This is a genomic window from Methylobacterium sp. Leaf106, from assembly GCF_001422895.1.
In the GTDB taxonomy this organism is placed as follows: Bacteria; Pseudomonadota; Alphaproteobacteria; order Rhizobiales; family Beijerinckiaceae; genus Methylobacterium; species Methylobacterium bullatum.
Genome location: NZ_LMNB01000012.1, coordinates 15,404 through 40,616 on the forward strand (window position 1 = coordinate 15,404; position 25,213 = coordinate 40,616).

Below are 25,213 nucleotides of genomic sequence, written 5' to 3' on the forward strand. Positions count from 1 at the left end.
GGACGTGACCGGTCCTGGCAACGGTCGTGCCGACGATGGCAAGGCCCTTCTTCCGTGGGTTCCGGCTCGCTTCCCGTTTTGGTCCAAGCGGCCAGGAAAGACAGAGGGATAGCGAGCTCGGCACGGCCTGTCCCATCGCAGCGACGGGGCGGATAACCCCGCCCCTTTCCCGGCCACCTGCAGCGAAGCGGAAGGTCGCCGGGAACGAGCGCAAAGATCGGGCGAAGCCGTCCTCAGAAATGCCGCGCCAGCACCTCGCGGACGCGCTCGACCATCTCGTCTTCCTTCACCGAGAACTGGGCCGGGCGCGCCGCCTTCCATTCGGCGTTGCTGGCGATGGCACCCGCCGCCTTGGCGCCCTCGATCAGATCCTTGACCTGCACTTCGCCCGCCTCGCGCTCGTTGGAGCCCTGGATGATCGCGCAGGGGCTGCCGCGCCTGTCGGCGTATTTCATCTGCGCCTTCATGCCCGAGCCGCCGAGATAGAGTTCGGCGCGGATGCCGGCCTCACGCAGGCGCGCCACGAGGCGCTGGTAATCAGCGATGTTGTCGCGGTCGAGGACCAGCACCACCACCGGACCGGGCTTCGCGGTGCCTTCGAGAAGCGGGCTTCCGGTCAGCTGCAGCGCCGAGAACAGCCGCGATACGCCGATGGAGAAGCCGGTCGCCGGCACGGGCTCCGCGCGGAAGCGCCCGACGAGGCCGTCATAGCGGCCGCCGCCCGCCACCGACCCGAAGCGCACGGTCTGGCCGTCTTCGTTGGTGACGGGGAAGGTCAGCTCGGCCTCGTAGACCGGGCCGGTATAGTATTCGAGGCCGCGCACCACCGAGGGGTCGGCCCGGATGCGGTCGTGGCCATAGCCCGCCGCCGCACAGAGCCGCATGATGGCGTGCAGTTCGGCGATGCCCTCGCGGCCGGTCTCGGACGAGCCGACCACCTCGCTCCAGGAGCCGAAGAACTGCTCCCAGAACGCCATCCGGTCGCCCTCTGCGTCGGGAGCGGCCTGGAACGAGACGTAGGCGAGGATCCGCTCGATGGCGTCGGGCGCGAGGCCCGCGCCCTTTGCGAAATCACCGCTCTCGTCCTTGCGGCCCTCGCCGAGGAGTTGGCGCACGCCCTCGACGCCGAGGCGGTCGAGCTTGTCGATGGCGCGCAGTACGGTGAGGCGCTGCCCGGCCTTGTCCTCGCCTGAGAGGCCGATGGCCTCCATGACGCCGTCGAGCACCTTCCGGTTGTTGACCTTGATGACGTACTGGCCCGACAGGCCGAGTTTTTCGAGCGTGTCGGCCATCAGCATGCAGATCTCGGCATCCGCCGCGACGGAGCCCGCGCCGACGATGTCGGCATCGCATTGCATGAACTGGCGGAAGCGGCCCGGGCCCGGCTTCTCGTTGCGGAAGACGTAGCCGGCGCGGAAGCTGCGATAGGGTTTGGGGATCGCGTCGAAATGCTCGGCCACGTGGCGGGCGAGCGGCGCGGTGAGATCGTAGCGAAGGGACAGCCAGGATTCGTCGTCGTCCTGGAACGAGAACACGCCCTCGTTCGGGCGGTCGAGATCGGGCAGGAACTTGCCGAGGGACTCGGTGTATTCGACGAAGGGGGTCTCCAGCGCCTCGAACCCGTAGAGCTCGAAGCTCTGGCGGATCGTCTCCAGCATCCGGTGCTGCGCGGCGATCTCGTCGGCGCGGCGGTCCACGAAGCCGCGCGGCAGGCGCGCCTTCAGCGTGTCGGCCTTCGTGGAATCGGCCTTCTTGGGATCGGCCTTGGCCATGGTGTCTTCGCTTTGCGTTCGGTCTGTCGGTGTCAGCCGGGCTCTATCCCGCGCGCTCCCGAGCGGCAAGCGCGTCGGGCGTGGCAAGGGATGTCGTCGTCAGAGCTTCAGGGCCAGCAGGGCGCACAGGCTGAGGATGGCGATGGGAATCTGCGTCGGGCGCAGGCGTGCGAAGTAGAGCGGCGCCTCCCCGGTGCGGGCGGCGATGGGATCGAGGATCGCCACGGTGGTGAAGCCGGCAATCAGGAGGGCGAGGGCCACCACCGTCAGGCCGAGGGACGCGGAGACCAGGGCGACGAAGCCGAGGCCGAACAGGCCGAGCATGGTGGCGATCTGGATGAAGGTGGGGCCGCCCTCGGTGCGGAAGCTGACGCCGCGCCGCACGCCCGACAGGAACAGCAGGATGGCGCAGCCCCAGAGGATGGTGAGGTAGAGGATCGCATCCCCGAGATCGTCGCGCCGCCACCAAGCCAGTGCCGCGCCGATGGTAAAGGGCAGCATCGGGCCGTAACCGAAGACGATGCCGAGCCAGGGCACGGCACGGGGTTCGCTCACGGTGAACGTACGCTTGTCGTCCCGACCCATTCCGTCACCGCTTCTCGCTGTGCTTCGCCGGGCAACCCTCCCACCGGAGCGGGGTTCCGGCATGCAGTGCGCATCGATCGGCGTCGGAGTCCAAGCGCGGCTGTTTTCACGTGCAACACGCAGCTCGCATCCCGAAACGGAAAACGCCCCGGCGCGCAAAGCGGCCGAGGCGTTTCCGGGATCGACGATGTCTCGCCGAATCAGGAAGCCAGCGGTCCGGTCTGCCCGGCCTGCTGGTTCTGGGCCTCGAAGGCCTTCTGGCGGTAGAGGCCGACGAAATCGATCGGGTCGATATACAGGGGCGGGAAGCCGCCGTTGCGCACGGCCTCGGCGATGATCTGGCGCGCGAAGGGGAAGAGCAGGCGCGGGCACTCGATCATCACGGCCGGATGCAGCTGATCCTGCGGGATGTTGCGCATGCGGAAGATGCCGGCATAGTTCAACTCGAAGGCGAACAGCACTTCGTTGTTGATCTTGGCATCGCCTTCCAGGGTCAGCTCGACCTCGAAATCGGCCTCGGCCAACTGCTTGGCATTGACGTTGACCTGAATGTTGATCTGCGGGCCGCTTTCCTGCGGCTGGAGCGAGCGCGGCGCGTTCGGGTTCTCGAAGGAGAGATCCTTGGCGTATTGCGCCAGGGCGTTGATGGCGGGCGACTGGTCTTCGGCGGGAGCCGCGCCGTTGCCGTTCGGTGCCGGGGTGTCGGCCATGGCGTTCTCGTCCTCTTTCGCGGGGTCTTTCGGGGCACCTCGGCGATCCGCTGCGCGGCGTATCGTCTGATCGTCGCAGGGCCGGGTCCGAGCGACAGCGCGCTAACACGATGGGCCACCTCGGACAAGACGAGCGGCGGGAGCAGGCGAGGCGCGAGTGCTGGGAGTTCGGCCCGTGAAACGAAGCCGTCTCCGAACTCGGCGATCCGCACTTGACCCTGAACCCTCCGGCATGGCCACTCCTTGGCTGGATACGGCGCGCGGCGAGTCCCATATGCGGGCTGAGATCGTGGGTCGCGTCCTCCTCATCCAGGGCGGGGTCCTTGGATTCTCCGGCTCGATCCTTGCGCGGCGCTCCGATAAAGAGCGTAGCGGTGGGATTTTCGGGAGCCCCCCTCGAACACACATATCGTGCGACGGCCACGATCGGATCAGTGATGCAGGATTCCTTCGATTTGACGACCCTGATCTTCTTGGCGCTCGCGGTGTTCGTCATCTGGCGGCTCCGGTCGGTGCTCGGGCAGAAGACCGGAACCGAGCGCTCGCCGTTCAAGCCGGTGGACCGGAGCCGCAATCCGCCGCCGGCGCGGTCGGACGGCGACAACGTGGTGCGCCTGCCGGGCACGGACCGCGGCCAGCCGCAGACCGATTCGGCACCCGCCGCAATTGCCGAGGTCCGTGACTGGCGTGGCATCGCCGAGCCCGGCTCGGCCGTCGCCCAGGGGCTCGAAGCCATCGTCCAGGCGGAGCCGGGCTTCGACCCCCGTGCCTTCGTGGAAGGCGCCAAGGGCGCCTATGAAGCCATCGTGATCGCCTTCGCCAAGGGCGACCGCAAGCCCCTCCGTAGCCTGCTCTCGCGGGAGGTCTGCGACGGGTTCGAGCGCGAGATCACCGCCCGGGAATCGCGCCGTGAGACGGTCGAGACCACCTTCGTCTCCCTCGACAAGGCGGAGATCGTCGCCGTGGACGTCCGCAATAAGGTGGCGCAGGTGACGGTGCGGTTCCTCTCACACCTCATCACCGCCACCCGCAACGCCGAAGGTCAGGTCATCGACGGCAATGCCGAGGCCGTGGCCGAAGTGCCGGATGTCTGGACCTTCGCCCGTACGCTGGGCAGCCGCGATCCGAACTGGCAGCTGGTGGCCACGGAAGCCGGCGCCTGAGGATCCAGGGTTTGTCGTGAGTGGGTTTTTCAATCGGGCGTCCGTCGTCGCCCTGGCTCTCGTCGCTGGCTGTCACCCCGGCCCGGTCGCTGTCGCGGCCGGGCCGCTTCGCGTGGGAGGGGCGATCCTGGAGCCGGTGGACCTCGCGACGCTGCCGGGATTTCCCGGCCCCGACCCGGTCGCCTCCCTCGACGCGTTCCGCCGGACCTGCGCCGCCCCCCCGGTGGAAATCGCCTCGACCGTCGCCGGCTCGGCGGAAGATCTCGCCGCCGCCTGCAGCCGTGCCGCGTCGGTCGAGCCTCAGGAGGCCGGGGCCTTCTTCACGCGGAATTTCGATGCCTATCGCATCGTGAGGCCGGGCGAGGCGGGTGGTCCGCCGCGCCGGACGGGCTTCCTCACCGGCTATTTCGAGCCTGAACTCACCGGCGCCCTCGTCGCCGGCCCAGGCTTCACCACCCCTGCTCTCGCCCGGCCGGACGATCTTGTGAGCCTCGCCCCCGGCGAGACGAAGCCCGGCCTCGACCCGGCCTTGCGGGCGGCACGGGCGACGGGGACCGGGTTCGAGCCCTATCCCGACCGTGCGTCCATCGAGGCGGGCGGGATCGGGGAGCGGGCCCGGCCGCTCCTCTACCTGCGCGACCCGGTCGACCTCTTCGTGCTCCAGGTCCAGGGTTCGGGACGCGTGCGCCTTCCCGATGGGCGAGCCGTGCGCGTGCTCTATGACGGTCGCAACGGCCGTCCCTACACCTCGGTGGCCAAGCTCATCGTCCAGGCGGGACACCTGCCTCTCGAAGGCCTAACGCTGGCCCGCTGGACCGGCTGGCTCCGCGCCCATCCGGCCCTCGCCAAGCCGTTGATGCAGTCCAACGCTTCCTACATCTTCTTCCGCCTCGCCGAGGTGGAGGATCCCAGCCTCGGTCCTCCCGGAGCGGCCGGCACACCTCTGACGCCGGGCCGCAGCCTCGCGGTCGATTCCGCCCTGTGGCGCTATGGAACGCCGTTCTGGCTCGAAGGTCGGATCGCGGGGGAGGATGCGCCGGGGCGTCTCGTGGTCGCCGCCGATACCGGCTCGGCCATCGTCGGTCCGGCGCGGGGAGACCTCTATCTCGGCACGGGCGAAGCGGCAGGGATCGCCGCCGGCAACCTGCGCGATGCAGTCGGTTTCGTGGTCCTGCTGCCCAAGCCGCGTATGGCGCCCGTTCCATGAGGTTCCCGCGCAGACCCCGCGGCTTGTCGGGCGAGGATGCGTTCCTCTGGGGCGAGATCGCGCGGCTGATCACCCCGCTGCGCGGCCGTACCGTGCCGATCGCCAAGACGCCGATTGCCAAGGCTCCGGCCACCGGGAATCCCCCTCCTCCGAGAAAAAAGCCGGAAGCGCCGGGGCTCGCCGCCAAACCCGTGACGAAGCCAGTCACGGAGAGGCCAGCCTTGCCCGGCGGCGTGAAGGCCCCGGTGAAATGCATCGTGAAGCCGATCCCCGCGCCCTCCCCCGTCGCGGCCCCGGCGACCGTCGTCACGGCGCCGCCTCTGCCCGGTCTCGAACGCAAGGCGCGCCTCGCCCTGCGGCGCGGATCGCTCAAGGTCGAGGCGCGGATCGACCTTCACGGAATGTATCAGGCCGAGGCTCACGGCGCCCTGGTCGGCTTCCTCATGCGCTGCCGCTCGGCGGGCCACGCCCATGTCCTCGTCGTCACCGGCAAGGGGGGTGGGTCGGGCTATGACGAGGCGTTCTCGGAGCGCGGCGTCCTGCGCCGTCAGGTTCCTCATTGGCTGCGCTCGCCGGAACTACGCAGCATCGTCATCGGCTTCGAGGAGGCGGCACGCCACCACGGCGGCGCGGGCGCGCTCTATGTGCGTCTGAGGCGTCGCTGAGGCGTCGGTCCCCACCGCGTCCCGCCAAGGCCCCGGTCGGCTCGTCATTCGCTCGCGCGAGTGGGACTTGAGCCGGATGCGAAAACGCGATATGCGGGAAGTCCCTCCTTTTACGCCGTGTTGCATCCGAGAGCCACAGGCTCCCTCAAGACGATGCGCGGAGCCGGTCTTTACCGACGCTTCGACATAGGTGCCGACAAGGCATCCGGCGCTTCTCCGACTGTCCCGCCCGATCAACCCTCGTCCATCGTCGGTTCTCATTCTCCCATGACGTCACAGAACGATTCCCTCAATCCCGTTGATCCGCCGGCCGAGGTCGGATTGGTCGCCGCCGATCTCGGTCAGCACCGTGAGGTCAAGCTTCAGGATCTGAAGTCGAAGACCCCCACCGACCTGATCGCCTTCGCCGAGGAAGTCGAGGTCGAGAACGCCTCCACCATGCGCAAGCAGGAGCTGATGTTCTCCATCCTGAAGCAGCTCGCTGCCAAGGAGGTCGAGATCATCGGCGCCGGCACGGTGGAAGTGCTGCAGGATGGGTTCGGCTTCCTTCGCTCTTCGGAATCGAACTACCTGCCGGGCCCCGACGACATCTATATTTCACCCACTCAGATCCGCCGTTTCGGCCTGCGGACCGGCGATACCGTCGAGGGACCGATCCGCGGTCCCAAGGACGGTGAACGCTACTTCGCCCTGCTCAAGGTGAACACGATCAACTTCGAGAACCCGGAGAAGATCAAGCACAAGGTCCATTTCGACAATCTGACGCCGCTGTTTCCGACCCAGCGCTTCAAGCTCGAACTCGATGCGCCGCCGAAGAAGGACTTCAGCCCGCGCATCATCGACATCGTGGCCCCCATCGGTAAGGGCCAGCGCGCCCTGATCGTGGCGCCGCCGCGCACCGGCAAGACCGTGCTGATGCAGAACATCGCGCAGTCCATCACCATCAACCACCCGGAATGCTACCTCATCGTGCTGCTCATCGACGAGCGCCCCGAGGAAGTCACCGACATGATTCGCTCGGTGAAGGGCGAGGTCATCGCCTCTACCTTCGACGAGCCCGCCACCCGCCACGTTCAGGTCGCCGAAATGGTGATCGAGAAGGCCAAGCGCCTCGTGGAGCATGGCCGGGACGTGGTCATCCTGCTCGATTCGATCACCCGCCTCGGCCGCGCCTACAACACCGTGGTGCCGTCTTCCGGCAAGGTGCTCACCGGCGGTGTCGACGCCAACGCGCTCCAGCGCCCCAAGCGCTTCTTCGGCGCGGCGCGCAACATCGAGGAAGGCGGCTCGCTCTCGATCATCGCCACCGCCCTCATCGACACCGGCTCGCGCATGGACGAGGTGATCTTCGAGGAGTTCAAGGGCACCGGCAACTCCGAGATCATTCTCGACCGCAAGGTCTCGGACAAGCGGATCTTCCCGGCCATCGACATCACCCGCTCGGGCACCCGCAAGGAAGAGCTCCTGATCCCGCCGGATTCGCTCAAGAAGACCTACGTGCTGCGCCGCATCCTCAACCCGATGGGCGTCACCGACGCGATCGAGTTCCTCATGGACAAGCTGCGCCAGACCAAGAGCAACAACGACTTCTTCGATTCCATGAACACCTGAGAACGGTCCTCCCTCCAGCTCGGACGCCCGTCGATAGACGACGGGTGTTCCCGGGCGAGGGAGGATGCTTGTTCTCGACCTCGTGTCATCTCCTGCCGGGACCTTGGAGAGAGGTCGATCGCGGAGAACACAACATCAAGGGCGGCGAATGATGTTTTCCGCCGGAAAGCACTCGATTTGCCGACTAATGTAGTCGTCGAGTGGGGGGTACTCTCCCCGCTTCATCCAGACTTGGCAGCATGTCGGCCATGAGCGACGGCACTACGATCTTCGCGCCGGCAAGCGGCTTCGGCCGGGCCGCTGTTGCCGTGATCCGCATCAGCGGTCCGGCTTCCTCGTTTCTCCTTGGGGCGATGGCCGGGCGCCTGCCGCCGCCCCGACGGTTGTCGCTCCGCACGCTGCGCGACCCTGCAAGCGGCGACGTACTCGACTTCGCCCTCATCGTTTGGATGCCAGGACCCGCCACGTTCACCGGCGAGGACATGGCCGAACTCCACCTCCATGGCGGCCTCGCCGTTCGGTCCGCCGTCATGGCCTCCCTCGCAGCACAGGCCGGATGCCGCCTCGCCGAACCGGGGGCCTTCAGCCGCCGCGCAGTGGAGAACGGGCGGATGGATCTCACCGCCGCCGAGGGCGCAGCAGACCTGATCGACGCGGAAACCGATTCCCAACGGCGCCAGGCCCTGCGCCAACTCGACGGCGTCCTTGGTCGCAAGGTCACCGATTGGCGGGACCGACTGATCGATCTCCTGGCCGGAGCCGAGGCCGCTCTCGATTTCTCCGATGAAGGCGATGTCGACGAAGCGGCGCTCGACGCTGCGCTGCATGTGAAGGCCCGCGCGATCCGCGACGAGATCGACGTGGCTCTTGCCGATGCCCGGCGGGGAGAGCGCCTGAGGGAAGGTTTCGTGGTGGTGCTGTCCGGCCCGCCGAATGCTGGCAAATCGACCCTGCTCAACGCCCTGAGCCGACGCGATGCCGCCATCGTCTCGGCGATTCCCGGCACGACGCGCGATCTCATCGAAATCCGCTGCGATCTCGGCGGATTGCCAGTCATCATCGTCGATACGGCGGGACTGCGTGACACCGCCGATCCCGTGGAATCCGAAGGCATTCGCCGCACCCGCAAGCGGATGGAGCAGGCCGACCTCGTCCTCGCTCTCCGCGCCAGCGACAATTCGAACGATGAAGCGCTCCCCCTACCCGACCGCAGCATTCTCGTGTGCACGAAAGCGGATCTCGGAAGCGATGGGGGCAGCGACATAGCGGTCTCGGCGCTGACCGGGCAGGGCATCGATCGCCTGCTCGACCTCATTGAGGCACGGGCGGAGGCCGCCCTCGGCGGTGGCGATGCCCTCGTCACCCGCGAACGCCACCGCGACGGGCTGACCCGCTGCCGCGGTCACCTAGACAGGGTATTGTCGGGCCCTGCCCTTCCGGAACTCCTGGCCGAGGATCTACGCCTCGCCGTTCGCGCCCTGGGCGAGGTTGCCGGCCGGGTTGGCGTTGAGGACATGCTCGACCGCCTGTTCTCAGGATTCTGTATCGGCAAATAAGGATACGGACAGACCGAGCCGGGATTCCTTTTCCGTCCGAAATCGCCTTGTGCCGATGCGTCAAGCGTTCCGCGAAGGTGTGGATGACGGTGCCGAATGAGCTTCACGCTCCATCGGATACCTCGAACCGCTTGCATAAGGCATCGAGTTCCTCCGCCGTCTCGTAGCGGATGCGGATCTCGCCACTGGCCTGACCCTTGGCCTTCAGGGAGACCGAGACGCCGAGCGCGCGAGCCATGGCCTGTTCGAGGCTGCGCACCTGAATATCGCGCTCGGGCTTGCGAGGGCGTCCTGGGCGGGGTGCGTCGCCCTCCGGCACTTCCGCCGAAGCGAGGGCCTCGACCTCACGCACGGACAGGCCCTCTGTGACGATGCGCCGGGCGACCCCTTCCGGGTCCCTCACCGCGAGCAAGGCGCGGGCATGACCGGCCGTGATCTCGCCCGCGACGACCCGGTCTTGGATCGCGCTGGATAATTGCAATAGCCGAAGGGTGTTGGCGAGATGGCTGCGGCTCTTGCCGATGATCTCGGCGAGCTCCGTCTGGCTATAGCGGAATTCGCTCATCAGCCGCTCGTAACCGGCCGCCTCTTCGATGGCGTTGAGGTCGCTGCGCTGGACGTTCTCGAGAATGGCGTATTCGAGGGACGTGCGGTCGTCGATTTCGACGACGACGATGGGGGCTTCGTGCAAACCGGCGCGCTGCGCCGCGCGCCAGCGGCGCTCACCGGCGACGATCTCGAAAGTATCCGGAACGCCCGCAAGCGCCCGCACGACGATGGGTTGGATGATGCCGCGCAGCTTGATGGACGCGGCGAGTTCGTCCAGTTCGGCATCATGGAAGCGTCGGCGCGGATTGCGTGGGTTGGGACGGAGAAACTCGACGGCGACCTTACGCTGTGCCTGCGGTTTGCCCGCATCGCCGTTGTCGTCACCGAAGTCACCGATCAGGGCCGCAAGCCCACGCCCGAGCCGGGGCCGCGCCACATCATCCGCCATCGCCACCTGCTTCAACTCCGATACGCTACGCATTTACAGGAAAGAACGAGAGACCTAGGCCGCGACCGGCAGCCGGCCTTCGCGCTGGATCACCTCCGAAGCCAGGCGCAGATAGGCCTGCGAGCCGGCGCATTTCAGGTCGTAGAGCAATACCGGCTTGCCATGCGACGGGGCCTCCGACACACGCACGTTCCGGGGAATCGTGGTCTCGTAGACCTTATCGCCAAGAAAGCTCCGCACGTCGGCGGCGACCTGGTTCGAGAGGTTGTTGCGCGGATCCACCATGGTCAGCACCACACCCTGGATCGTCAGCCGGGGGTTCAACGCCGTGCGTACCTGCTCCACGGTACGCAGAAGCTGGCTCAATCCTTCGAGGGCGAAGAACTCGCATTGCATCGGCACGAGCACCGCATCGGCGGCCGCGAGGGCATTGATCGTCAGCAAGTTCAGCGACGGCGGGCAATCGATCAGGACATAGGTGACGCCCTCCGTCGCACCGGCCTTGCCGATATCGCTCATGGCGTTGCGGAGGCGATGGGCGCGGTCCGATGAGCTCGCCATCTCGAGTTCGAGGCCGAGCAGATCCATCGTGGAGGGGGCGAGCAGCAGGCGAGGCACGGCGGTGGGCACCACGGCCTGAGCCAGGGACGAGTCCCCGGCGAGCACATGATAGGTCGAAACCTTGCGCGAGCGACGATCGATGCCGAGTCCCGTGGAGGCGTTGCCCTGCGGATCGAGGTCGATCACCAGCACGCGTTCGCCAATGGCAGCGAGGGCGGTACCGAGGTTGATGGCCGTCGTCGTCTTGCCGACGCCGCCCTTCTGGTTGGCCAAGGCGAGGATGCGTAGCGGCCGCTCGGGCACTGCCCTGGAGGCGGAAGAGGGTTCGATGGTCATGAATCCACGCGGGAGAGGGCGGTGACGCGGACGATCCGCGCTTCCGACTCAGTACGGCTCGTCACCAGATCGTAAACGAATCTCCACCGTTGCGCTGCAGCGGTCAATTCCGCTTGTGCATCACGGCCCTTCGGAAACAGGGCGGTGGTGCCGGTTGTCAACAGCGGTTCGGTCCAGTCGAGCAGCTGGTGAAGCGGGGCCAGGGCGCGGGCGCAGACGACATCGATTCCGAGGTGCTCGGCAACCGAGTCTTCGATGCGAAGGTTACGCACCCGCGCCGGGGCTTTCGTGAGGCGCGCAGCCTCAGTGAGGAAGGCACATTTGCGCGCATTGCTTTCGATCAGATCGACCTGAAAGCCAGGCCGTTCGCGCCCCGCGATGGCGAGGATGAGGCCGGGAATGCCCGCACCCGAACCGAGATCGAGCCATGTGGTGGCGGTCGGAGCCAGATCGAGGAGCTGCAGTGCATCGGCGATATGGCGGGTCCAGACCTCCGCGAGGGTCGCCGGTCCCACGAGATTCTTGACGCTCTGCCAGCGGCGGAGTTGCTCGACATAGATGTCCAGCGCGTCGGCTGTTTCACGTGAAACATTCGCTTGCGCGAGAACCCGAGCCCGGTCGTCCTGCTTAGCGGCCATGAACGGTCGCCAGGCTGGAGCGGTCGGCACGGCGGGCATGAGCCGCGAGGAGGGTAAGGGCGGCGGGGGTCACCCCCTCGATTCGCGCCGCCTGCCCCAGCGTGCCTGGTCGGACGGCTTCGAGCTTGGCCTGCATCTCATTGGACAGCCCGGGGATCGCCGCATAGTCGAGCTTGATCGGTAGGGCCACGGCCTCGTCTCGCCGAAGAGCCGCGATATCAGCACTCTGCCGGTCGAGATAGACCGCATAGGTCGCATCCGTCCGCAGGCGGTCCGCCACGCGGGGGGACACGCTCCGTAACTCGGGCCACACCTCGGCGAGACGGTCCCAGCCGATCTCGGGATAGGACAGCAATTGGTAGGCGCTGCGGCGTATGCCGTCCTGATTGAGGGCGATGCCGTGCCGTGCCGCCGCCGCCGGTGTCACGCTGAGGCCGTCGAGTCGTGCTTTCGCTGCTTCGAGTTCGCCCTGGGAGTGGGCAAAATGCTCTGCCCTCACCGAGCCGACACAGCCGAGGGCAGCGCCGCGTGGGGTCAGGCGCTCGTCGGCATTGTCCACGCGGAGAGACAACCGATATTCCGAGCGCGACGTGAACATGCGGTAGGGCTCACTGACCCCATGGGTCACGAGATCGTCGATCATCACGCCGAGATACGATTCCGCCCGGTCGAAACTGGCGAGGGGCGATCCGCCCGCGAGACGGGCCGCATTGATGCCGGCCACCAGCCCCTGCCCCGCCGCTTCTTCGTAACCGGTGGTGCCGTTGATCTGCCCCGCGAGAAAAAGGCCGGGCAGGCGCTTGGCTTGAAGGCCGGTGTCGAGTTCGCGCGGGTCGACGTAATCGTATTCGATGGCGTAGCCCGAACGCACGATCGCTGCATGTTCGAGGCCGGGAATCAGGGCGATCAAATCGCGCTGCACGCTCTCCGGCAAGGCGGTCGAAATCCCGTTGGGATATACTGTCGGGTCGTCGAGCCCCTCCGGCTCCAGGAAGATCTGGTGCCCCTCACGATCTCCGAAACGCACTACTTTGTCCTCGATGGATGGACAATAGCGCGGACCACGGCTGCTGATCCCACCCGAATACATCGGGGAGCGGTGGAGATTGGCGCGGATGAGATCGTGTACGGCACGGGTGGTGCGGGTGATTCCGCATTGGATCTGGGGCGTGGTGATCCGATCCGTAAGCGTCGAGAACGGCACGGGATCGTCGTCCGCCGACTGCATCTCGAGCTCGGACCAGTCGATGGTGCGGCCATCGAGGCGGGCAGGGGTACCGGTCTTGAGCCGCCCCAGGGCAAAGCCCAGCCGGTCCAGGGTCTGAGCGAGGCCGACGGACGGCCCCTCCCCTACACGCCCGGCGGGGATCTGCACCTCGCCCATATGGATCAGTCCGCGCAAGAACGTGCCGGTGGTCAATACGACCGCCGGGCAGGCCAGGGTTCGGCCGTCTGCCAGGATCACGCCTGCCACCCGTGCGGCGTCGACGAGGATATCCGCGACCTCCCCCTCCACCACCACGAGATTGGCGGTCTCGGCCACCGCCTCCTGCATCGCCCGAGCGTAGAGCTTACGGTCGGCCTGTGTGCGGGGGCCTCGCACGGCGGGACCCTTGCGCCGGTTAAGCAGACGAAACTGGATACCGGCCGCATCGGCGACCCGGCCCATCAATCCGTCGAGGGCGTCGACCTCACGGACGAGATGTCCCTTACCAAGACCGCCGATGGCCGGGTTGCACGACATCGCGCCGATCGTGGAGGCCGAGTGAGTGACCAGGGCGGTGCGGGCTCCGGTGCGGGCGGCGGCGGCGGCCGCTTCCACGCCGGCATGGCCGCCGCCGACCACGACCACGTCGAAAGAGGAGCTCGTCTGGGACATAGGGTGATTAGGCGCGACCGGAGCGAGTCGTCAACGAGGAGAGCGACGACCATCGACGTTCCATCGCATCCGATTTTCGCGATGGACCTCCCGAAACTCGGATCCGCCTCTGACGAGCGATGGGACATGGGCGGGCAAGCGCGCGCAGGATGGCAGATTATCAGCCGCGCCGACGGGCGGCCTCTGTCGCGATGCGCAGAAGCGTCGCCGAAGCATGCGCATGGGCGAGGTCGGGCTGGGCGCGGCGGCAGGCGAGCACGGCCTCTTGGAGCAGCTGAACCGCATGGCGGAGGGCGACGGGAGACCAGCGCCCTAGCTGGGCCTCGACGATGGCCTTGCGGCGAAAATGCAGGCCGCGCCAATTGCCCACCATCATGCTCGGACTTTGCCCCTCCCCCGTGATCCGCGTGGAGAGGAGTGTCAGGGCATGGCGCAGGGCCGAGCCGAGCATCATCGACGGGTCCATACCCTCGTGGCGGAAGCGGCGATAATCCCGCTCGACCTCTTCACCGCGACCGACGAAGGCGGCATCGATCAGCGTATTGAGGACGCTGCCAGCGACGTCGCTGATCACGGCCTCCACATCGTCCAAGGTGATCTCGGTCTGGCCCCTGGCATAGAGCGCCAGTTTCTCGATCTCGGACAGGCTCGCCCGCCGGTCTCCGCCCAGACTCATCGCCACGACATCGCGCGCCTCACGGGCGATGCGCTGGCCATTCTCCTGGAGGGTGCGGTCGATGAGCTCGGCCAAGGCTCGTTCGTCATCGGCGTAGCAGGGCAGGGCAAGCGCCCGAGTCGACTTTTCGCAGAGCGTCCGTAGGGGCGCGCTCTTGGCGAGGTCTCCCGCCTCCACCACGATGCGTGCACCGGAGATCTCGGCCTTAAGCGCCGCATCCACCGCCGGAGCGTAGTTGCGGCTTCCTGGCCTTACCCAAATGCTGCGCTGGCCGCCGAACAGGCCAACCGTGCCGGCTTCGTCCACGAGGCGTCCCGCATCGGACGCGAGGACATCGCCGTCGATCTTGACCAGGGCGAAGGGGTCGGACGGATCGGTGACGAAACTCTCGGCCAGACGCTTGGCTCGTTCGAAAACGAGGCCGGTATCCGGCCCGTAGACGAGGATGACAGCGATCTGCGACGCCGGTCCGCGCCGCAGCAGCGCCTCGATATCGCCAGCCTTGACGGCGGTCAGGGCTTGGTCACCAGAACGGAAGCGATCCGCGTCTTGATCTGATCGGCCAGGGTCTTGGCCAGACGGATCTCAGCATCGCGGGCCGCACGCAGGGAGGCGAAGCGCTGGATCGAGCGATCGTAGGTGGTCGTGGCCACCGCCACACCCTCGGTGATGATCTTCGCTCCGTCCAGGGATTCGAGGGAGAAGCGGATGGTCCCCACAAGGGTGCCTGCTTCGGCGCGTCCGGTCTGAGATGACACGATGGGGGTCTTCACCGACTCGCTGCCCTGCATCTTCAGGCGGTAGCGTTTCGGAGACGGCTGGCCCGAACCGTCGAGATCGAAGATGAGTTCGCTGCGCAGGTAATGGCCGAGCCGCTCCTGGCCCGCGGCCGTGGAGACGTCGTCCACCTGTACCGAGGCAAGGAGGGCGGCCATGGGCTCGCCGGACGCGGTCGGTCCATAGAGCGGACGAAAGCAGGCCGACAGGTTGACGGCCATGAGGGAGACCAACGCGACCTTCACCGCGCGGGACCGTACCACCTGTCTCTGCCCATGCATCATCATCGCAGCAATGCTCTCCGTCCGGTCTCGCTCTTTACGGCGATCCCGCCCCTTGCGTCACCTGTATAAGCGGCAAGCTTTACGATTCCTCTGCGGCGGGACGATGGTCGTCGCTCCTCCTCCTACCATTCCCCCGCATCCTGAAATGCGGTGGCCGCTGGGCCTCCTGAGGATGAAGCGCCGGGCCGGCAAGAGAGGCTCGATGCTCTCACACCACGAGATTGACGATTCGCCCGGGCACCACGATGACCTTGCGGGGGAGACGGCCTTCGAGTGCCTTCTGCACCGCCTCATTGGCGAGGACGAGAGCTTCCACTGTCGCGGTATCGGCCGTGCGCGGCACCGTGACATCCGCACGCTTCTTCCCGTTGAGCTGAACGGGGAGGGTGATCTCGTCCTCCACCAGCAGGGCATGATCGACCACCGGCCATGCGGCCTGAGCGACCAGTCCCTGCCGTCCGAGGGCCGACCAGCATTCCTCGGCCAGATGCGGCATCATCGGCGCAACCAGCTGCGTGAGGATGCCCGCCGCTTCCGTCGCCGCATCGCGCGAAACCGTAGCCGTGCGGACCGCCTCATCGAGAGCGTTCGACAGCGTGTAGATATGGGCGACGCAACGGTTGAATCGCAGGCGCTCCACATCCTCTTCCACCGCGGCGAGAGCCTTGTGGGCGGCCTTGCGAAGCGCAGCGTCCGACGCTCCGCTCGCTGCCGGCACGCCCACAGCGAGAGAGACCAGGCGCCAGACCCGCTGAACGAAGCGGGCCGCGCCCTGGACGCCATCCTCCGTCCAGATCACGTCACGCTCGGGCGGCGAATCGGACAGCATGAACCAGCGAGCCGTATCGGCGCCGTAGCTCGCGATGATGTCGTCCGGGTCCACCACGTTCTTCTTGGACTTCGACATCTTTTCGATGGAGCCGATCGAGATCGGTGCATCTGTTTTCACGTGAAACGCCTGCCGCCCGCCGCCCTCGGCGGTGATGCGGATATCGGCGGGCTGAACCCATGCGCCCGCTGCGTCCTTGTAGGTCTCGTGGACCACCATCCCCTGCGTGAAGAGCCCGGCAAAAGGCTCGGAAACCCCGGACCAGCCCGTCGCCTGCATCGCTCGCGTGAAGAAGCGGGCATAGAGCAGGTGCAGGATCGCGTGTTCGATACCGCCGATATACTGGTCCACGGCCAGCCAGTGATCCACCGCCGAACGGTCGGTCGGCGCGTCCTGCAGCCAGGGAGCGGTGAAGCGGGCGTAGTACCAGGACGAATCGACGAAGGTGTCCATCGTGTCGGTCTCACGCCGGGCCGCAGCGCCGCAACGCGGGCAGGGCACGTTGCGCCAGGCATGATCACGCTCCAGCGGATTGCCGGGGGTATCGAAGGAGACCTCGTCGGGCAGCTTCACCGGAAGGTCGGCGACCGGGACGGAGACCGGCCCGCAGGCATCGCAATGGATGATCGGGATCGGACAACCCCAGTAGCGCTGGCGCGAGACGCCCCAGTCTCGCAGACGGAACTGGACCTTGCGCGCCGCCACCGCCTCCCCGTCTAGGATCTCGGCCTCAAGCCGGTTCGCCACGGCGTGGAAGGCCTCGTCCGTCGTCATGTCGTCGAGGAAGCGCGAATTGATCATGCGGCCATCGCCGTCATAGGCGGTGTCGGTGACGACGAAGCTCGCCGCGTCCTGCCCTTCCGGACAGACGACGGGCGTATTGCCGAGGCCGTATTTGTTCGAGAAGTCGAGGTCGCGCTGGTCGTGGGCGGGGCAGCCGAACACGGCGCCGGTGCCGTAATCCATCAGGACGAAATTCGCCACGTAGACGGGCAGCAGCCAGGACGGGTCGAGGGGGTGGCGCACCCGCAACCCCGTGTCGAAGCCGAGCTTCTCCGCCGTGTCGATCGCGGCCTGCGCCGTGCCGGTGCGACGGCATTCCTCGATGAAGGTCTGGAGTTCGGGACGCGCGGCGGCCACGGACGCCGCGACCGGGTGGTCGGCGGCAATGGCCAGGAACTTCGCGCCGAACAGGGTGTCGGGACGGGTCGTGTAGACCTTGATCTCGCCGTCACGCGAATCGAAGGCGAAGCGGACCTCCAGCCCTTCCGAGCGGCCGATCCAGTTCTTCTGCATGACCCTGACCTTCTCCGGCCAACGCTCCAGGCCGTCGAGTGCGTCGTAGAGATCCTGCGCGAAATCGGTGATCTTGAAGAACCACTGGGTCAGCTCGCGCTGCTCCACCAGCGCGCCCGAGCGCCAGCCGCGCCCGTCGATGACCTGCTCGTTGGCCAGCACGGTATGGTCCACCGGGTCCCAGTTCACCTTGGCCGTGCGGCGGGTGACGAGTCCCTTGTCGAGGAAGTCGAGGAACATACGCTGCTGGTGCTTGTAGTAGTCGGGATCGCAGGTGGCGATCTCCCGGCTCCAGTCCAGTGACAGGCCCATGCTCTGCAACTGGCCGCGCATGGTGGCGATGTTGGCGTAGGTCCAGTCGCGCGGGTTGACCTTGCGCTCCATCGCCGCGTTCTCGGCCGGCAGGCCGAAGGCGTCCCAGCCCATAGGGTGCAGCACCGCGAAGCCCTTGGCGCGCTTGTAGCGGGCCACCACGTCGCCCATGGCGTAGTTGCGGACGTGGCCCATATGAATGCGCCCCGACGGGTAGGGGAACATCTCGAGCACGTAGTATTTCGGGCGCGGGTCGTCGTTCTTCGTGGCGTAGATACCCTGGGCGGCCCAGGCCTCCTGCCAGCGCGGCTCGGCATCCTTGGCGTTGTAGCGCTCTGGAACGGGCATGGGGGAGGAAGTCATGGTGCGGGCTCTGACTACGGCCAGGACGGCCTGGCGAGGCGCCTCACGCGGCGCCGGAACGGTTGGATGCCGGACTAACACGGCTTGTTTGCCGGTCAACAGAGCCGTCACCGGTGGAGCCCGGCGCTTGCGGCCGGCGTTGCGGATGATAGGTCAGGCGTAACCCGCCCCCCTCCTTCGCCCGCGAGACATCATGCCCGACTCCACCGCGCCGAGATACGCCCATCCTGACGCCGCCGCCGTCGTCGCCGGGCTTAAGGCCGTGCGCGATAAGATCGTCCAGGCGGCTCAGGATTCCGAGCGGGACCCGGCCACGATCTCGCTGGTGGCGGTCTCGAAGCTCATCGATGCGGACGGCATCGTCCCGGCTCTCGAGGCAGGGCATAGGGTTTTCGGCGAGAACTACGTTCAGGAATCGAAGGCGAAGTGGCCGGCTTTGCGCGAGCGCTTTCCCGACGTGGAGCTTCATCTCGTCGGGCCGCTCCAATCGAACAAGGCCCGCGAGGCGGTGGAATTGTTCGATGTGATCCATGGCCTCGACCGGCTGTCACTGGCGGCGGCCCTGGCCAAGGAGATCGAGCGCACGGGGCGCACGCCGAAGCTGCTCGTCCAGGTCAATACCGGTGACGAGCCGCAGAAGGCCGGGGTCTCGCCCTCGCAGGTGGACGTCCTCCTCAGCGAGTGTCGTGAGACCCATGGTCTGGCGATCAACGGGCTCATGTGCATCCCGCCGGCCGAAGCCCCGCCATCGGCGCATTTCGCCCTCCTGGCCCGCATCGCCGAGCGCCACAACCTGCCCATCCTCTCCATGGGCATGAGCGCGGATTACCCGGCGGCGATCCAGATGGGCGCCACCCATATCCGCGTCGGCACAGCGATCTTCGGGGAGCGCCCCCGCGCCGCAGGGGCCTGAGCGACACCGCTTGTCCCGGGGCCGCGCAGCGGAACCCGGGATCCACGGTGCCCTACCCGAACGCTCCCACCTCGTGCTGGATCATGCCCGACAGCTCGCGGACGCGGGCGAAGGACTGGCGGATCGGGCCGAAGATCGTCTTGTGCTCTGACTCATAGGTGCCGACATCGCGCGGTCCGGCGGGCTCGCCGAAATTGAGGCCGAGGGTCGGGTCCGGCGTGATCGGGAAGATCTCGTCGAGCATGGCGAGGCAGCCGTCGATGTCGAGGCGCAGGAAGCGCTCGATCAGCTGCTCGCGGGTGATGCCCGATTGGGGGCGGAAGCCGGGAATGTGCACGGCCAGGAACCAGATCCGGTGGATCAGGGCGAGGCGCAGGGCGTGGAGCATCGTCAGCCTCACCGACATCTTGCCGAGGTCCGGGGCGGCGGATTGCAAACTCAGCCAGTCGCTGGTGAGGCGACCGAACAGGCGGCGAAGGTCGGGGGCGAGGCGCAGACGGTCGAGGGCGGTGGCGATGACGAGAAGTTCGTCGCGCCGGTCGTCGCGCTGCGTGCGCCGTGCCCGTTCCAGCCACATGGCCGGGTCGAGCGTATCGATATAGGCGCGCAGCACATCGAGGTCGCCCACCGCCGAGGCATGCTGGGCAAGGCGGAACGCGCGCGAGAACCGGACCGAATCACGGCGCATGTCGCGGAACAGATCCGGCGCGCGGCTCGCCGCCCGGCCGAGGCCGTGGAGCGAATTCGCGAGGTACCCCAGTTGGTGCAGGATCGCGTTGTTGGGGATCGCCCGCATCTGGCGGGGATGGGTGATCATGCTGGGGCCGCCGCTATCGGTCTGGCGGGCCACCGGACGCGAGCCGGTGCGGTCGAGGAGGCTAGGGCCGAACGTGCCCAGCAATGCGGCGTAGCCAGGGTCGTCCACCAGGGCTTCCATGTCCTGGCGGGCGACGGTGAAGAACTCGGCGGCGAAATCCGCCTCGCCATAGATCGGGTCGTCGGTCTCGTCGGCGCCCGGCGCGTCGGACAGGACATAGTCGGCGAAGGAATCGTCGTCGGCGATGTCGAAGGCGAAGAGGTGCTCGGCGATCCGCTCCACCGTGGCGCGGGCGAGCGCTTGCGTGCCGAACATCAGGTAACCGTCCGAGCCCTGGAAGCTGGATTCCAGCCGCACCTTGATGCCGGCCTTGCGGTTCCGGTGCCGCGAATCCTCCGGCGCGAGATAGGCGAGGCGGTCCCGCAGGGAGGTCGGATGGGCGCCGCGGCCGATCGATTCGCCGTGGGTATCGAAGATCGCGAGTTCGATGCCGGACAGGCCGTTCTGCGTCATCAGGTCGGTGATGCGCAGGCGCAGGCGCTCGATCCAGAAACTCGCGGCGAGCTGGCCGACATAGCGGCCCGAATCCGAGTAGCCGAACTGCACCGTCAGGCGACCGATGCGCTTGAGATAGGCGCGCCAATGCGGGTTGCGCAGGGCATCGTCGAGGACGCGGATGCCCTGTTCCAGGGCACTCGCCGTCTCGAACAGCGGCGTGATCTCGACCTTGTCGCTGATCCCGTAATGCCGGGCGAGCCAGAGGGCGGCGAGAAGGGTGTAGCCGGTCTCCGTCTCGGCGATGAGGAAGCGCACCGGATGGGTGCCGTCCACGTGCTTCAGGATCTGCGCGATGGTCATCATCAAGCGCGCGGCCGAGGCACGCTCGGCGGCGAGCGCGCCGAAATCCACGGCCACCGGATGCACGTCGTTGAGGAGGGCGTGGATGGTGGCGAGATGCGAGCGCCGCTGCGCCGCGTCCGTCGGCTCCCCTTCGAGGTCGATGACCCGGCGCACGGCGTTGTGGATCTGGCTGGCGTTGAGCCGGAAATGCGGCAGGGCGTTCGACAGGCCGTGTGTCGCGATGCCGGAGCGCAGGAGAGCGATGGCGCGCTTGTCCTCGTCGCTCTCGACGCCGCCCAGGGCTCCGGCGAGGCCCGCCAGGAGCGGCCCGGAATCGGTCTGGGCGCGCTCCCGCTCGATGATGAGCGCCAGGGCGAAGCGGTGCACCGCCTCCAGGGTAGGCTTGGTCCCGAGGCGCGGGGCGACGGCGAGTTGCCGGTTCACGGCCGCCAGCGCGCCCTGCGTCAGGTCCCGCACCACATTGGTGGCCGGCACGTTCGGCAGGTGGCGCATCACCCGGTCGAGCTGCATGCGCTTCGATTCCAGGCGGTAGCGCAGGGTGTCCCACCAGCCGATATCGGTGCGCCCGTCCGTGTCGCAGCCGACCCAGGAGGCGAGGGCGAAGGGCTTGAGCACCAGCTCCGTCCAGCGGTCGGGCCAGCGCGCGCGGGCCGCATCGAGCAGGGCTGCGTTGAAGCTGTCCAGGGCCGCGCGGCCGTGATTGGCCGCGAGGCAGGCCTGCTCGAACTCGTCGTCCAGGCTGATCTTCGCATCCGGCCGGGTCGAGAGGGCGGCGGCCTTCTCCATCAGGGGCCGGCGCGCCGCCTCGCTGTCCTGGGACGCGGCCTCGGCGATGAGGGCCGCCACGGCCTTCGGCATGCCGAAGGTCGGGTGGGCGGTGAACACCACGGCGAATCCGGTACGGCCCACGAGATCGCGGAAGGTCTCGAAATCCCCTGTGCCTTTCGGGATCGCCGCCACGAGGCGCGCCGGCATCGTGCTGTCTGCCGATGCCTGCGCGTCCCGGTCCAGCCCGACATAGCCGCGCAGGCGCTCGGCCCGGGCTACCAGGGATTGTGTGCGTAACCGGGTGAACAGGCCGTCGAGGTCGTCCTCGTCGATCTCGTCGCGGTCGAAGCGGCGGGTGATCGCGAGCGTCACCGCCAGGACGGGATTACGGAACGGATCCTCGCTCGACCGTTCGCGAGAATCCTCGATGAGGGCGATGAGATCCTGTTCCAGCTTGCCGGGATCGGGCACCGTATTGGCTGGGCTGCGGTCAAGCATGCGCATCGATCGACCTTGTCTGGACAGAAGAAAGAGGACGGCCCCGAAGCCGAGTCGCCTTAGAACAGGTTGGGCGTCGCGCCGGCGACAATGCGTGCATGACGACCCGTCATCCACCGATGGATCGCTTTGCGAGCCGGCGCCACCACCGTGCAAGGCCAATCCGTCCGCATGGTTTCGGCTCCGCGTTCCCTCGGCGCAAGGGGCCGAAACGAGACGCAAGGACCGTTCCGGCCAGGGCGACCCGGGCGGCAATGCCTGCCTCTGTGCGAAAGCACTCCTGTGGCGCGCCACAAGTGGATGCAAGCCGGCCCTCGCTGGGGTAACCCTCTCAGCCATGCAGATCTCTTCGATCCCGTCCTGTCCTTCCGGCAACCCGAACTCCGCGTTTCGGCCTTGGAGGATGCGGACTGGGAGTCGCCTGGCGCTGGTCTCCTGCGTTGCTCTTTTATGCGTGATGCTGGGAGTCTCCCCCGGTTTCACACAAGAGGACGCCGCGCCATTGGGCGAGGCCGAGGCTCCGGTTCCCAAGCCTAAGCCGAAACCAAAGCCCAAGCCCAAACCGAAACCCGTCGCCAAGCCAGCCGAGGCGTCCGATGCTCCTCAGGCCGCGCCCCTGCCGACGCCGGCGGCCAATCTCGCTCCCGTGAAACTGCCCGAGCTCATCGTGGTCTGCGACAACGGCCAGGGTGCGTTCTACGAGGGCCAAGGCGCCGTCTCGCTCTGGGTGACGCGGAGCGGCACGATCACCGTCGACAACCCGCTTCGCCCCCTGACGCCGGAGGCTACCCGCGTGCTGCAGGTCGTCCTCGGCAACAAGGCCGCCACCGCCTTCGGCCCCGATCTCCTGGCCCTGCGCCGGGGCGGCAGCCCCGCAGCCCTGGAGGCGACGATAGGCGGCCCGGTCCGCTGGGACGAGCAGCTCACGGTGCTGCCGGATTTCCTCAACATCGTCTCGGAGGCCGGCGAAGTCCTGGCGCGCCTCGATCATCGCCGCTGCGGCGATGCCCCGGAAGTGAAGGCGGCGCCCGTCGCCAAGGCGAAGCCCAAGCCCGTCGCCAAATCACCGCGCCCGCCCAAGGCCTCCGCCGCCGAGGGAGCTGGGCGGGGGGAGGGCGCGGCTCCTCGCGGCCTTCAATTGCCTCAAGGCGCCCTTCCGGCCGGCCAATAACGATAGCGAGACGAGGGAGGACGACATGAAGGCCGCCGAGGTGATCGCCAAGCTGGGGCTTCAACCCCACCCGGAGGGCGGCCATTATCGCGAAACGTTTCGCGATCCGACGGAGGTCGATGGCCGTTCGGTGGGCAGCGCGATCTACTACCTGCTCGATCTCGGCGAGACCTCGGAATGGCATCGGGTCGATGCCTCCGAGATCTGGTTCTGGCATGCCGGCGCACCGATGGTGATCACCACGAGTCCGAACGGTCACGATGCGACCGCCACCTATCTCGGTCCCGACCTAGCCCATGGCCAGCAACCTCAGGTCGTGGTGCCGGCGGGGCATTGGCAGACCGCAACGAGCCTCGGATCGTGGACCTTGGTGAGTTGCACCGTCTCCCCGGCCTTCCGGTTCGAAGGGTTCGAGATGGCGCCTCCGGGCTGGCGGCCGGTGCCGCGCGGCTGAGGGAGGCGCGTTTCTCCGTTCGCTTTGCCGGGGGCCTAGAGCTGCGCCCGACCCACGTTGGGTCGGGGCACATCTCCAGGCCTTTGTTGTGCCGCGCTCTTTTTCGCCGAACCGGTATCCACTTCGGCGGAGAGCGCTCTAGCCCTCGATCTCGTCCTTCTTCGCGATCATCGGCACGAGCGGGGTGATCCGCAGGGCGGTGATGCGGTTCTTCGCCTTGCGCAGGACCTGAAACCGGAAGCCGTGGAAGTTGAAGGCGGTGCCGGTATCGGGGATCGCCCGCGCCTCGTGGATGACGAGGCCGGCGATGGTCGTCGCCTCTTCGTCGGGCAGGTTCCAGTCCATGGCGCGGTTGAGATCGCGGATGGCGACGGAGCCGTCGGCATTCACCGAGCCGTCCCCCTGGGGACGCACCCCGGAGACCGCGACGTCGTGCTCGTCGGCGATGTCGCCGACGATCTCCTCCAGGATGTCCTCCAGGGTCACGAGCCCCATGACCTCGCCGTACTCGTCGACGACGAGGGCGAAATGGGTCTTCTTGGTGAGGAAGGCCTTGAGCTGGTCGCGCAGGCTGGTCGTATCGGGCACGAACCAGGTCTCGAGGGCCAGGGCCTCGACCTTGAGACCGGAGGCGTCGCCTCCGGCGGCGTCGAGCGCGCGCAACAGGTCCTTGGCGTGGAGCACGCCGATGATGTTCTCGGAGGTGCCGCGCCAGAGCGGCATGCGGGTGTAGGGCGAGGACAGCACCTCCCGCACGATCTCCTCCGAGGGGAGATCGGCATTGATGGTGCGCATCTTTGTGCGGTGCACCATGACCTCGGAGACGGACAACTCGTGAAGGTCGAGCAGGCCGCCGAGCATGTCGCGCTCGGCCTTGGCGACGCCGCCCTCGCGGTGGAGCAGGGCGACCTGTCCGCGAATTTCCTCGGTGGGCGAGAGGATCGACTGGTGCTGCCCGATGCTGATGCCGAAGGGGCGCAGCATCAGTCGCACCACCTTCTCGATCGCGATGGCCGCCGGGCCGAGGAGCGCCACCGCGAAGGCGACGGGCCGCGCCATCACCAGGGCGGCCTGGTCCGGCTTGTTGATGGCGAGGGTTTTGGGCAGCACCTCGGCGAAGACGATGACGAGGACCGACATCACGCCGGTGGCGTAGAGCACCCCGCTCTTGCCGAAGATCGTGGTCAGCACGCTGGTGGTGAAGGCGGAGGCGCCGATGGCGACGATGTTGTAGCCGATCAGCATGGCGCCGATGAACCGCTCGCGCGAGGCGAGGATGCGGTTGACGACGCGTGCCCGCAGGTCGCCGCTATCTTCCAGGGAGAGCATCCGCGCCCGCGACGCCGCGGTGAAGGCGGTCTCGGCGCCTGCGAAGAAGGCCGAGAGCAGCAGCGACATCACCACGATGCTCGCGGCGAGCCAGAGGTCGGTATGCGTGTCCATCAGGCCGTCGTCGCATCAAGCCGTGCCACACCGGCACGGTGCCGGTCTTGGCGAGCCCCTCTCATATACCA

At 67.3% G+C, this 25,213-nt stretch carries 20 protein-coding genes; 8 read left to right on the forward strand and 12 right to left on the reverse strand.

All coding sequences use genetic code 11. The features are described 5' to 3' along the window. Positions 1–233 precede the first annotated feature (233 nt). The 3 genes from hisS to secB all read right to left on the reverse strand — a co-directional run bounded on the left by hisS (position 234) and on the right by secB (position 3,067). Positions 234–1,772 (reverse strand): histidine--tRNA ligase, encoded by a 1,539-nt coding sequence (gene hisS, locus ASF34_RS07985; protein ID WP_056160428.1) that lies wholly within the window; start codon positions 1,770–1,772, stop codon positions 234–236. A gap of 99 nt (positions 1,773–1,871) precedes the next feature. Continuing rightward, positions 1,872–2,357, reverse strand: coding sequence for a DUF3429 domain-containing protein (locus ASF34_RS07990; protein ID WP_056160430.1), 486 nt, complete (start codon positions 2,355–2,357; stop codon positions 1,872–1,874). A 200-nt stretch (positions 2,358–2,557) separates the two neighbouring features. Continuing rightward, on the reverse strand, positions 2,558–3,067 hold the full coding sequence (gene secB, locus ASF34_RS07995) for a protein-export chaperone SecB (RefSeq protein ID WP_018045838.1): 510 nt from the start codon (positions 3,065–3,067) through the stop codon (positions 2,558–2,560). 437 nt (positions 3,068–3,504) lie between these two features. Between secB and ASF34_RS08000 the strand changes: the two genes are divergently transcribed. From ASF34_RS08000 to mnmE, 5 genes are all read left to right on the forward strand, one after another. Continuing rightward, positions 3,505–4,230: a Tim44/TimA family putative adaptor protein gene (locus tag ASF34_RS08000; protein ID WP_056160432.1), complete on the forward strand. Its 726-nt coding sequence runs from the start codon at positions 3,505–3,507 to the stop codon at positions 4,228–4,230. Positions 4,231–4,246: 16 nt separating this feature from the next. Further along, entirely contained in the window at positions 4,247–5,437 is a 1,191-nt protein-coding gene (mltA, locus tag ASF34_RS08005) for an MltA domain-containing protein (protein WP_026176274.1), read from the forward strand. Then, a complete protein-coding gene (locus ASF34_RS08010; protein WP_056160434.1) occupies positions 5,434–6,102 on the forward strand; it encodes a Smr/MutS family protein in 669 nt (222 codons plus the stop codon). The genes mltA and ASF34_RS08010 overlap by 4 nt, the downstream gene beginning before the upstream one ends. Before the next feature lie 267 nt (positions 6,103–6,369). Continuing rightward, on the forward strand, positions 6,370–7,713 hold the full coding sequence (gene rho, locus ASF34_RS08015; RefSeq protein WP_056160436.1) for a transcription termination factor Rho: 1,344 nt from the start codon (positions 6,370–6,372) through the stop codon (positions 7,711–7,713). A gap of 248 nt (positions 7,714–7,961) precedes the next feature. Beyond that, a complete protein-coding gene (gene mnmE, locus ASF34_RS08020; RefSeq protein WP_056161127.1) occupies positions 7,962–9,269 on the forward strand; it encodes a tRNA uridine-5-carboxymethylaminomethyl(34) synthesis GTPase MnmE in 1,308 nt (435 codons plus the stop codon). Between the two features lie 103 nt (positions 9,270–9,372). On the opposite strand, the gene ASF34_RS08025 is transcribed toward mnmE, so the two are convergent. From ASF34_RS08025 to leuS, 7 genes are all read right to left on the reverse strand, one after another. Next, complete coding sequence (locus ASF34_RS08025; RefSeq protein ID WP_018045844.1) at positions 9,373–10,266, reverse strand: ParB/RepB/Spo0J family partition protein; 894 nt, start codon at positions 10,264–10,266, stop codon at positions 9,373–9,375. A gap of 54 nt (positions 10,267–10,320) precedes the next feature. Then, on the reverse strand, positions 10,321–11,163 hold the full coding sequence (locus tag ASF34_RS08030) for a ParA family protein (RefSeq protein WP_018045845.1): 843 nt from the start codon (positions 11,161–11,163) through the stop codon (positions 10,321–10,323). Beyond that, a complete protein-coding gene (gene rsmG, locus ASF34_RS08035) occupies positions 11,160–11,801 on the reverse strand; it encodes a 16S rRNA (guanine(527)-N(7))-methyltransferase RsmG (RefSeq protein WP_156465670.1) in 642 nt (213 codons plus the stop codon). The genes ASF34_RS08030 and rsmG overlap by 4 nt, the downstream gene beginning before the upstream one ends. Then, positions 11,791–13,680 (reverse strand): tRNA uridine-5-carboxymethylaminomethyl(34) synthesis enzyme MnmG, encoded by a 1,890-nt coding sequence (gene mnmG / locus ASF34_RS08040; RefSeq protein WP_056160442.1) that lies wholly within the window; start codon positions 13,678–13,680, stop codon positions 11,791–11,793. The genes rsmG and mnmG overlap by 11 nt, the downstream gene beginning before the upstream one ends. Before the next feature lie 160 nt (positions 13,681–13,840). After that, a complete protein-coding gene (gene holA / locus ASF34_RS08045) occupies positions 13,841–14,872 on the reverse strand; it encodes a DNA polymerase III subunit delta (RefSeq protein WP_056160444.1) in 1,032 nt (343 codons plus the stop codon). Continuing rightward, entirely contained in the window at positions 14,869–15,354 is a 486-nt protein-coding gene (gene lptE, locus ASF34_RS08050; protein ID WP_443136532.1) for an LPS assembly lipoprotein LptE, read from the reverse strand. The genes holA and lptE overlap by 4 nt, the downstream gene beginning before the upstream one ends. 271 nt (positions 15,355–15,625) lie before the next feature. Beyond that, complete coding sequence (leuS, locus tag ASF34_RS08055) at positions 15,626–18,217, reverse strand: leucine--tRNA ligase (protein WP_056160445.1); 2,592 nt, start codon at positions 18,215–18,217, stop codon at positions 15,626–15,628. 193 nt (positions 18,218–18,410) lie between these two features. On the opposite strand from leuS, the gene ASF34_RS08060 reads away from it, so the two are divergent. Next, a complete protein-coding gene (locus ASF34_RS08060; protein ID WP_018045851.1) occupies positions 18,411–19,130 on the forward strand; it encodes a YggS family pyridoxal phosphate-dependent enzyme in 720 nt (239 codons plus the stop codon). A gap of 52 nt (positions 19,131–19,182) precedes the next feature. On the opposite strand, the gene ASF34_RS08065 is transcribed toward ASF34_RS08060, so the two are convergent. After that, positions 19,183–22,074 carry a phosphoenolpyruvate carboxylase gene (locus ASF34_RS08065; RefSeq protein WP_156465694.1) on the reverse strand — a complete coding sequence of 964 codons (2,892 nt, stop codon included), beginning with the start codon at positions 22,072–22,074 and terminating at the stop codon, positions 19,183–19,185. Positions 22,075–22,576: 502 nt separating this feature from the next. Between ASF34_RS08065 and ASF34_RS08070 the strand changes: the two genes are divergently transcribed. After that, the gene (locus ASF34_RS08070) at positions 22,577–23,245 is read left to right on the forward strand and encodes a hypothetical protein (RefSeq protein ID WP_056160447.1); all 669 of its coding nucleotides are present in this window, start codon (positions 22,577–22,579) and stop codon (positions 23,243–23,245) included. A 25-nt stretch (positions 23,246–23,270) separates the two neighbouring features. Beyond that, positions 23,271–23,699 carry a cupin domain-containing protein gene (locus ASF34_RS08075; protein ID WP_056160449.1) on the forward strand — a complete coding sequence of 143 codons (429 nt, stop codon included), beginning with the start codon at positions 23,271–23,273 and terminating at the stop codon, positions 23,697–23,699. A 138-nt stretch (positions 23,700–23,837) separates the two neighbouring features. Here the strand turns inward: ASF34_RS08075 and ASF34_RS08080 are convergent, their stop codons facing one another. Then, entirely contained in the window at positions 23,838–25,142 is a 1,305-nt protein-coding gene (locus ASF34_RS08080; protein ID WP_056160451.1) for an HlyC/CorC family transporter, read from the reverse strand. Positions 25,143–25,213: the final 71 nt, after the last annotated feature.

Coding starts and splice junctions, on each gene's coding strand:
- mnmE (WP_056161127.1), top strand. CDS start 7,962: ATGAGCGACGGCACTACGATCTTCGCGCCGGCAAGCGGCTTCGGCCGG.
- ASF34_RS08075 (WP_056160449.1), top strand. CDS start 23,271: ATGAAGGCCGCCGAGGTGATCGCCAAGCTGGGGCTTCAACCCCACCCG.
- hisS (WP_056160428.1), bottom strand. CDS start 1,772: ATGGCCAAGGCCGATCCCAAGAAGGCCGATTCCACGAAGGCCGACACG.
- secB (WP_018045838.1), bottom strand. CDS start 3,067: ATGGCCGACACCCCGGCACCGAACGGCAACGGCGCGGCTCCCGCCGAA.
- ASF34_RS08030 (WP_018045845.1), bottom strand. CDS start 11,163: ATGACCATCGAACCCTCTTCCGCCTCCAGGGCAGTGCCCGAGCGGCCG.
- ASF34_RS08025 (WP_018045844.1), bottom strand. CDS start 10,266: ATGGCGGATGATGTGGCGCGGCCCCGGCTCGGGCGTGGGCTTGCGGCC.
- lptE (WP_443136532.1), bottom strand. CDS start 15,354: ATGGCCGTCAACCTGTCGGCCTGCTTTCGTCCGCTCTATGGACCGACC.
- ASF34_RS08080 (WP_056160451.1), bottom strand. CDS start 25,142: ATGGACACGCATACCGACCTCTGGCTCGCCGCGAGCATCGTGGTGATG.
- ASF34_RS08010 (WP_056160434.1), top strand. CDS start 5,434: ATGAGGTTCCCGCGCAGACCCCGCGGCTTGTCGGGCGAGGATGCGTTC.
- leuS (WP_056160445.1), bottom strand. CDS start 18,217: ATGACTTCCTCCCCCATGCCCGTTCCAGAGCGCTACAACGCCAAGGAT.
- ASF34_RS08065 (WP_156465694.1), bottom strand. CDS start 22,074: ATGCTTGACCGCAGCCCAGCCAATACGGTGCCCGATCCCGGCAAGCTG.
- rho (WP_056160436.1), top strand. CDS start 6,370: ATGACGTCACAGAACGATTCCCTCAATCCCGTTGATCCGCCGGCCGAG.
- rsmG (WP_156465670.1), bottom strand. CDS start 11,801: ATGGCCGCTAAGCAGGACGACCGGGCTCGGGTTCTCGCGCAAGCGAAT.
- mnmG (WP_056160442.1), bottom strand. CDS start 13,680: ATGTCCCAGACGAGCTCCTCTTTCGACGTGGTCGTGGTCGGCGGCGGC.
- ASF34_RS07990 (WP_056160430.1), bottom strand. CDS start 2,357: ATGGGTCGGGACGACAAGCGTACGTTCACCGTGAGCGAACCCCGTGCC.
- ASF34_RS08060 (WP_018045851.1), top strand. CDS start 18,411: ATGCCCGACTCCACCGCGCCGAGATACGCCCATCCTGACGCCGCCGCC.
- ASF34_RS08000 (WP_056160432.1), top strand. CDS start 3,505: ATGCAGGATTCCTTCGATTTGACGACCCTGATCTTCTTGGCGCTCGCG.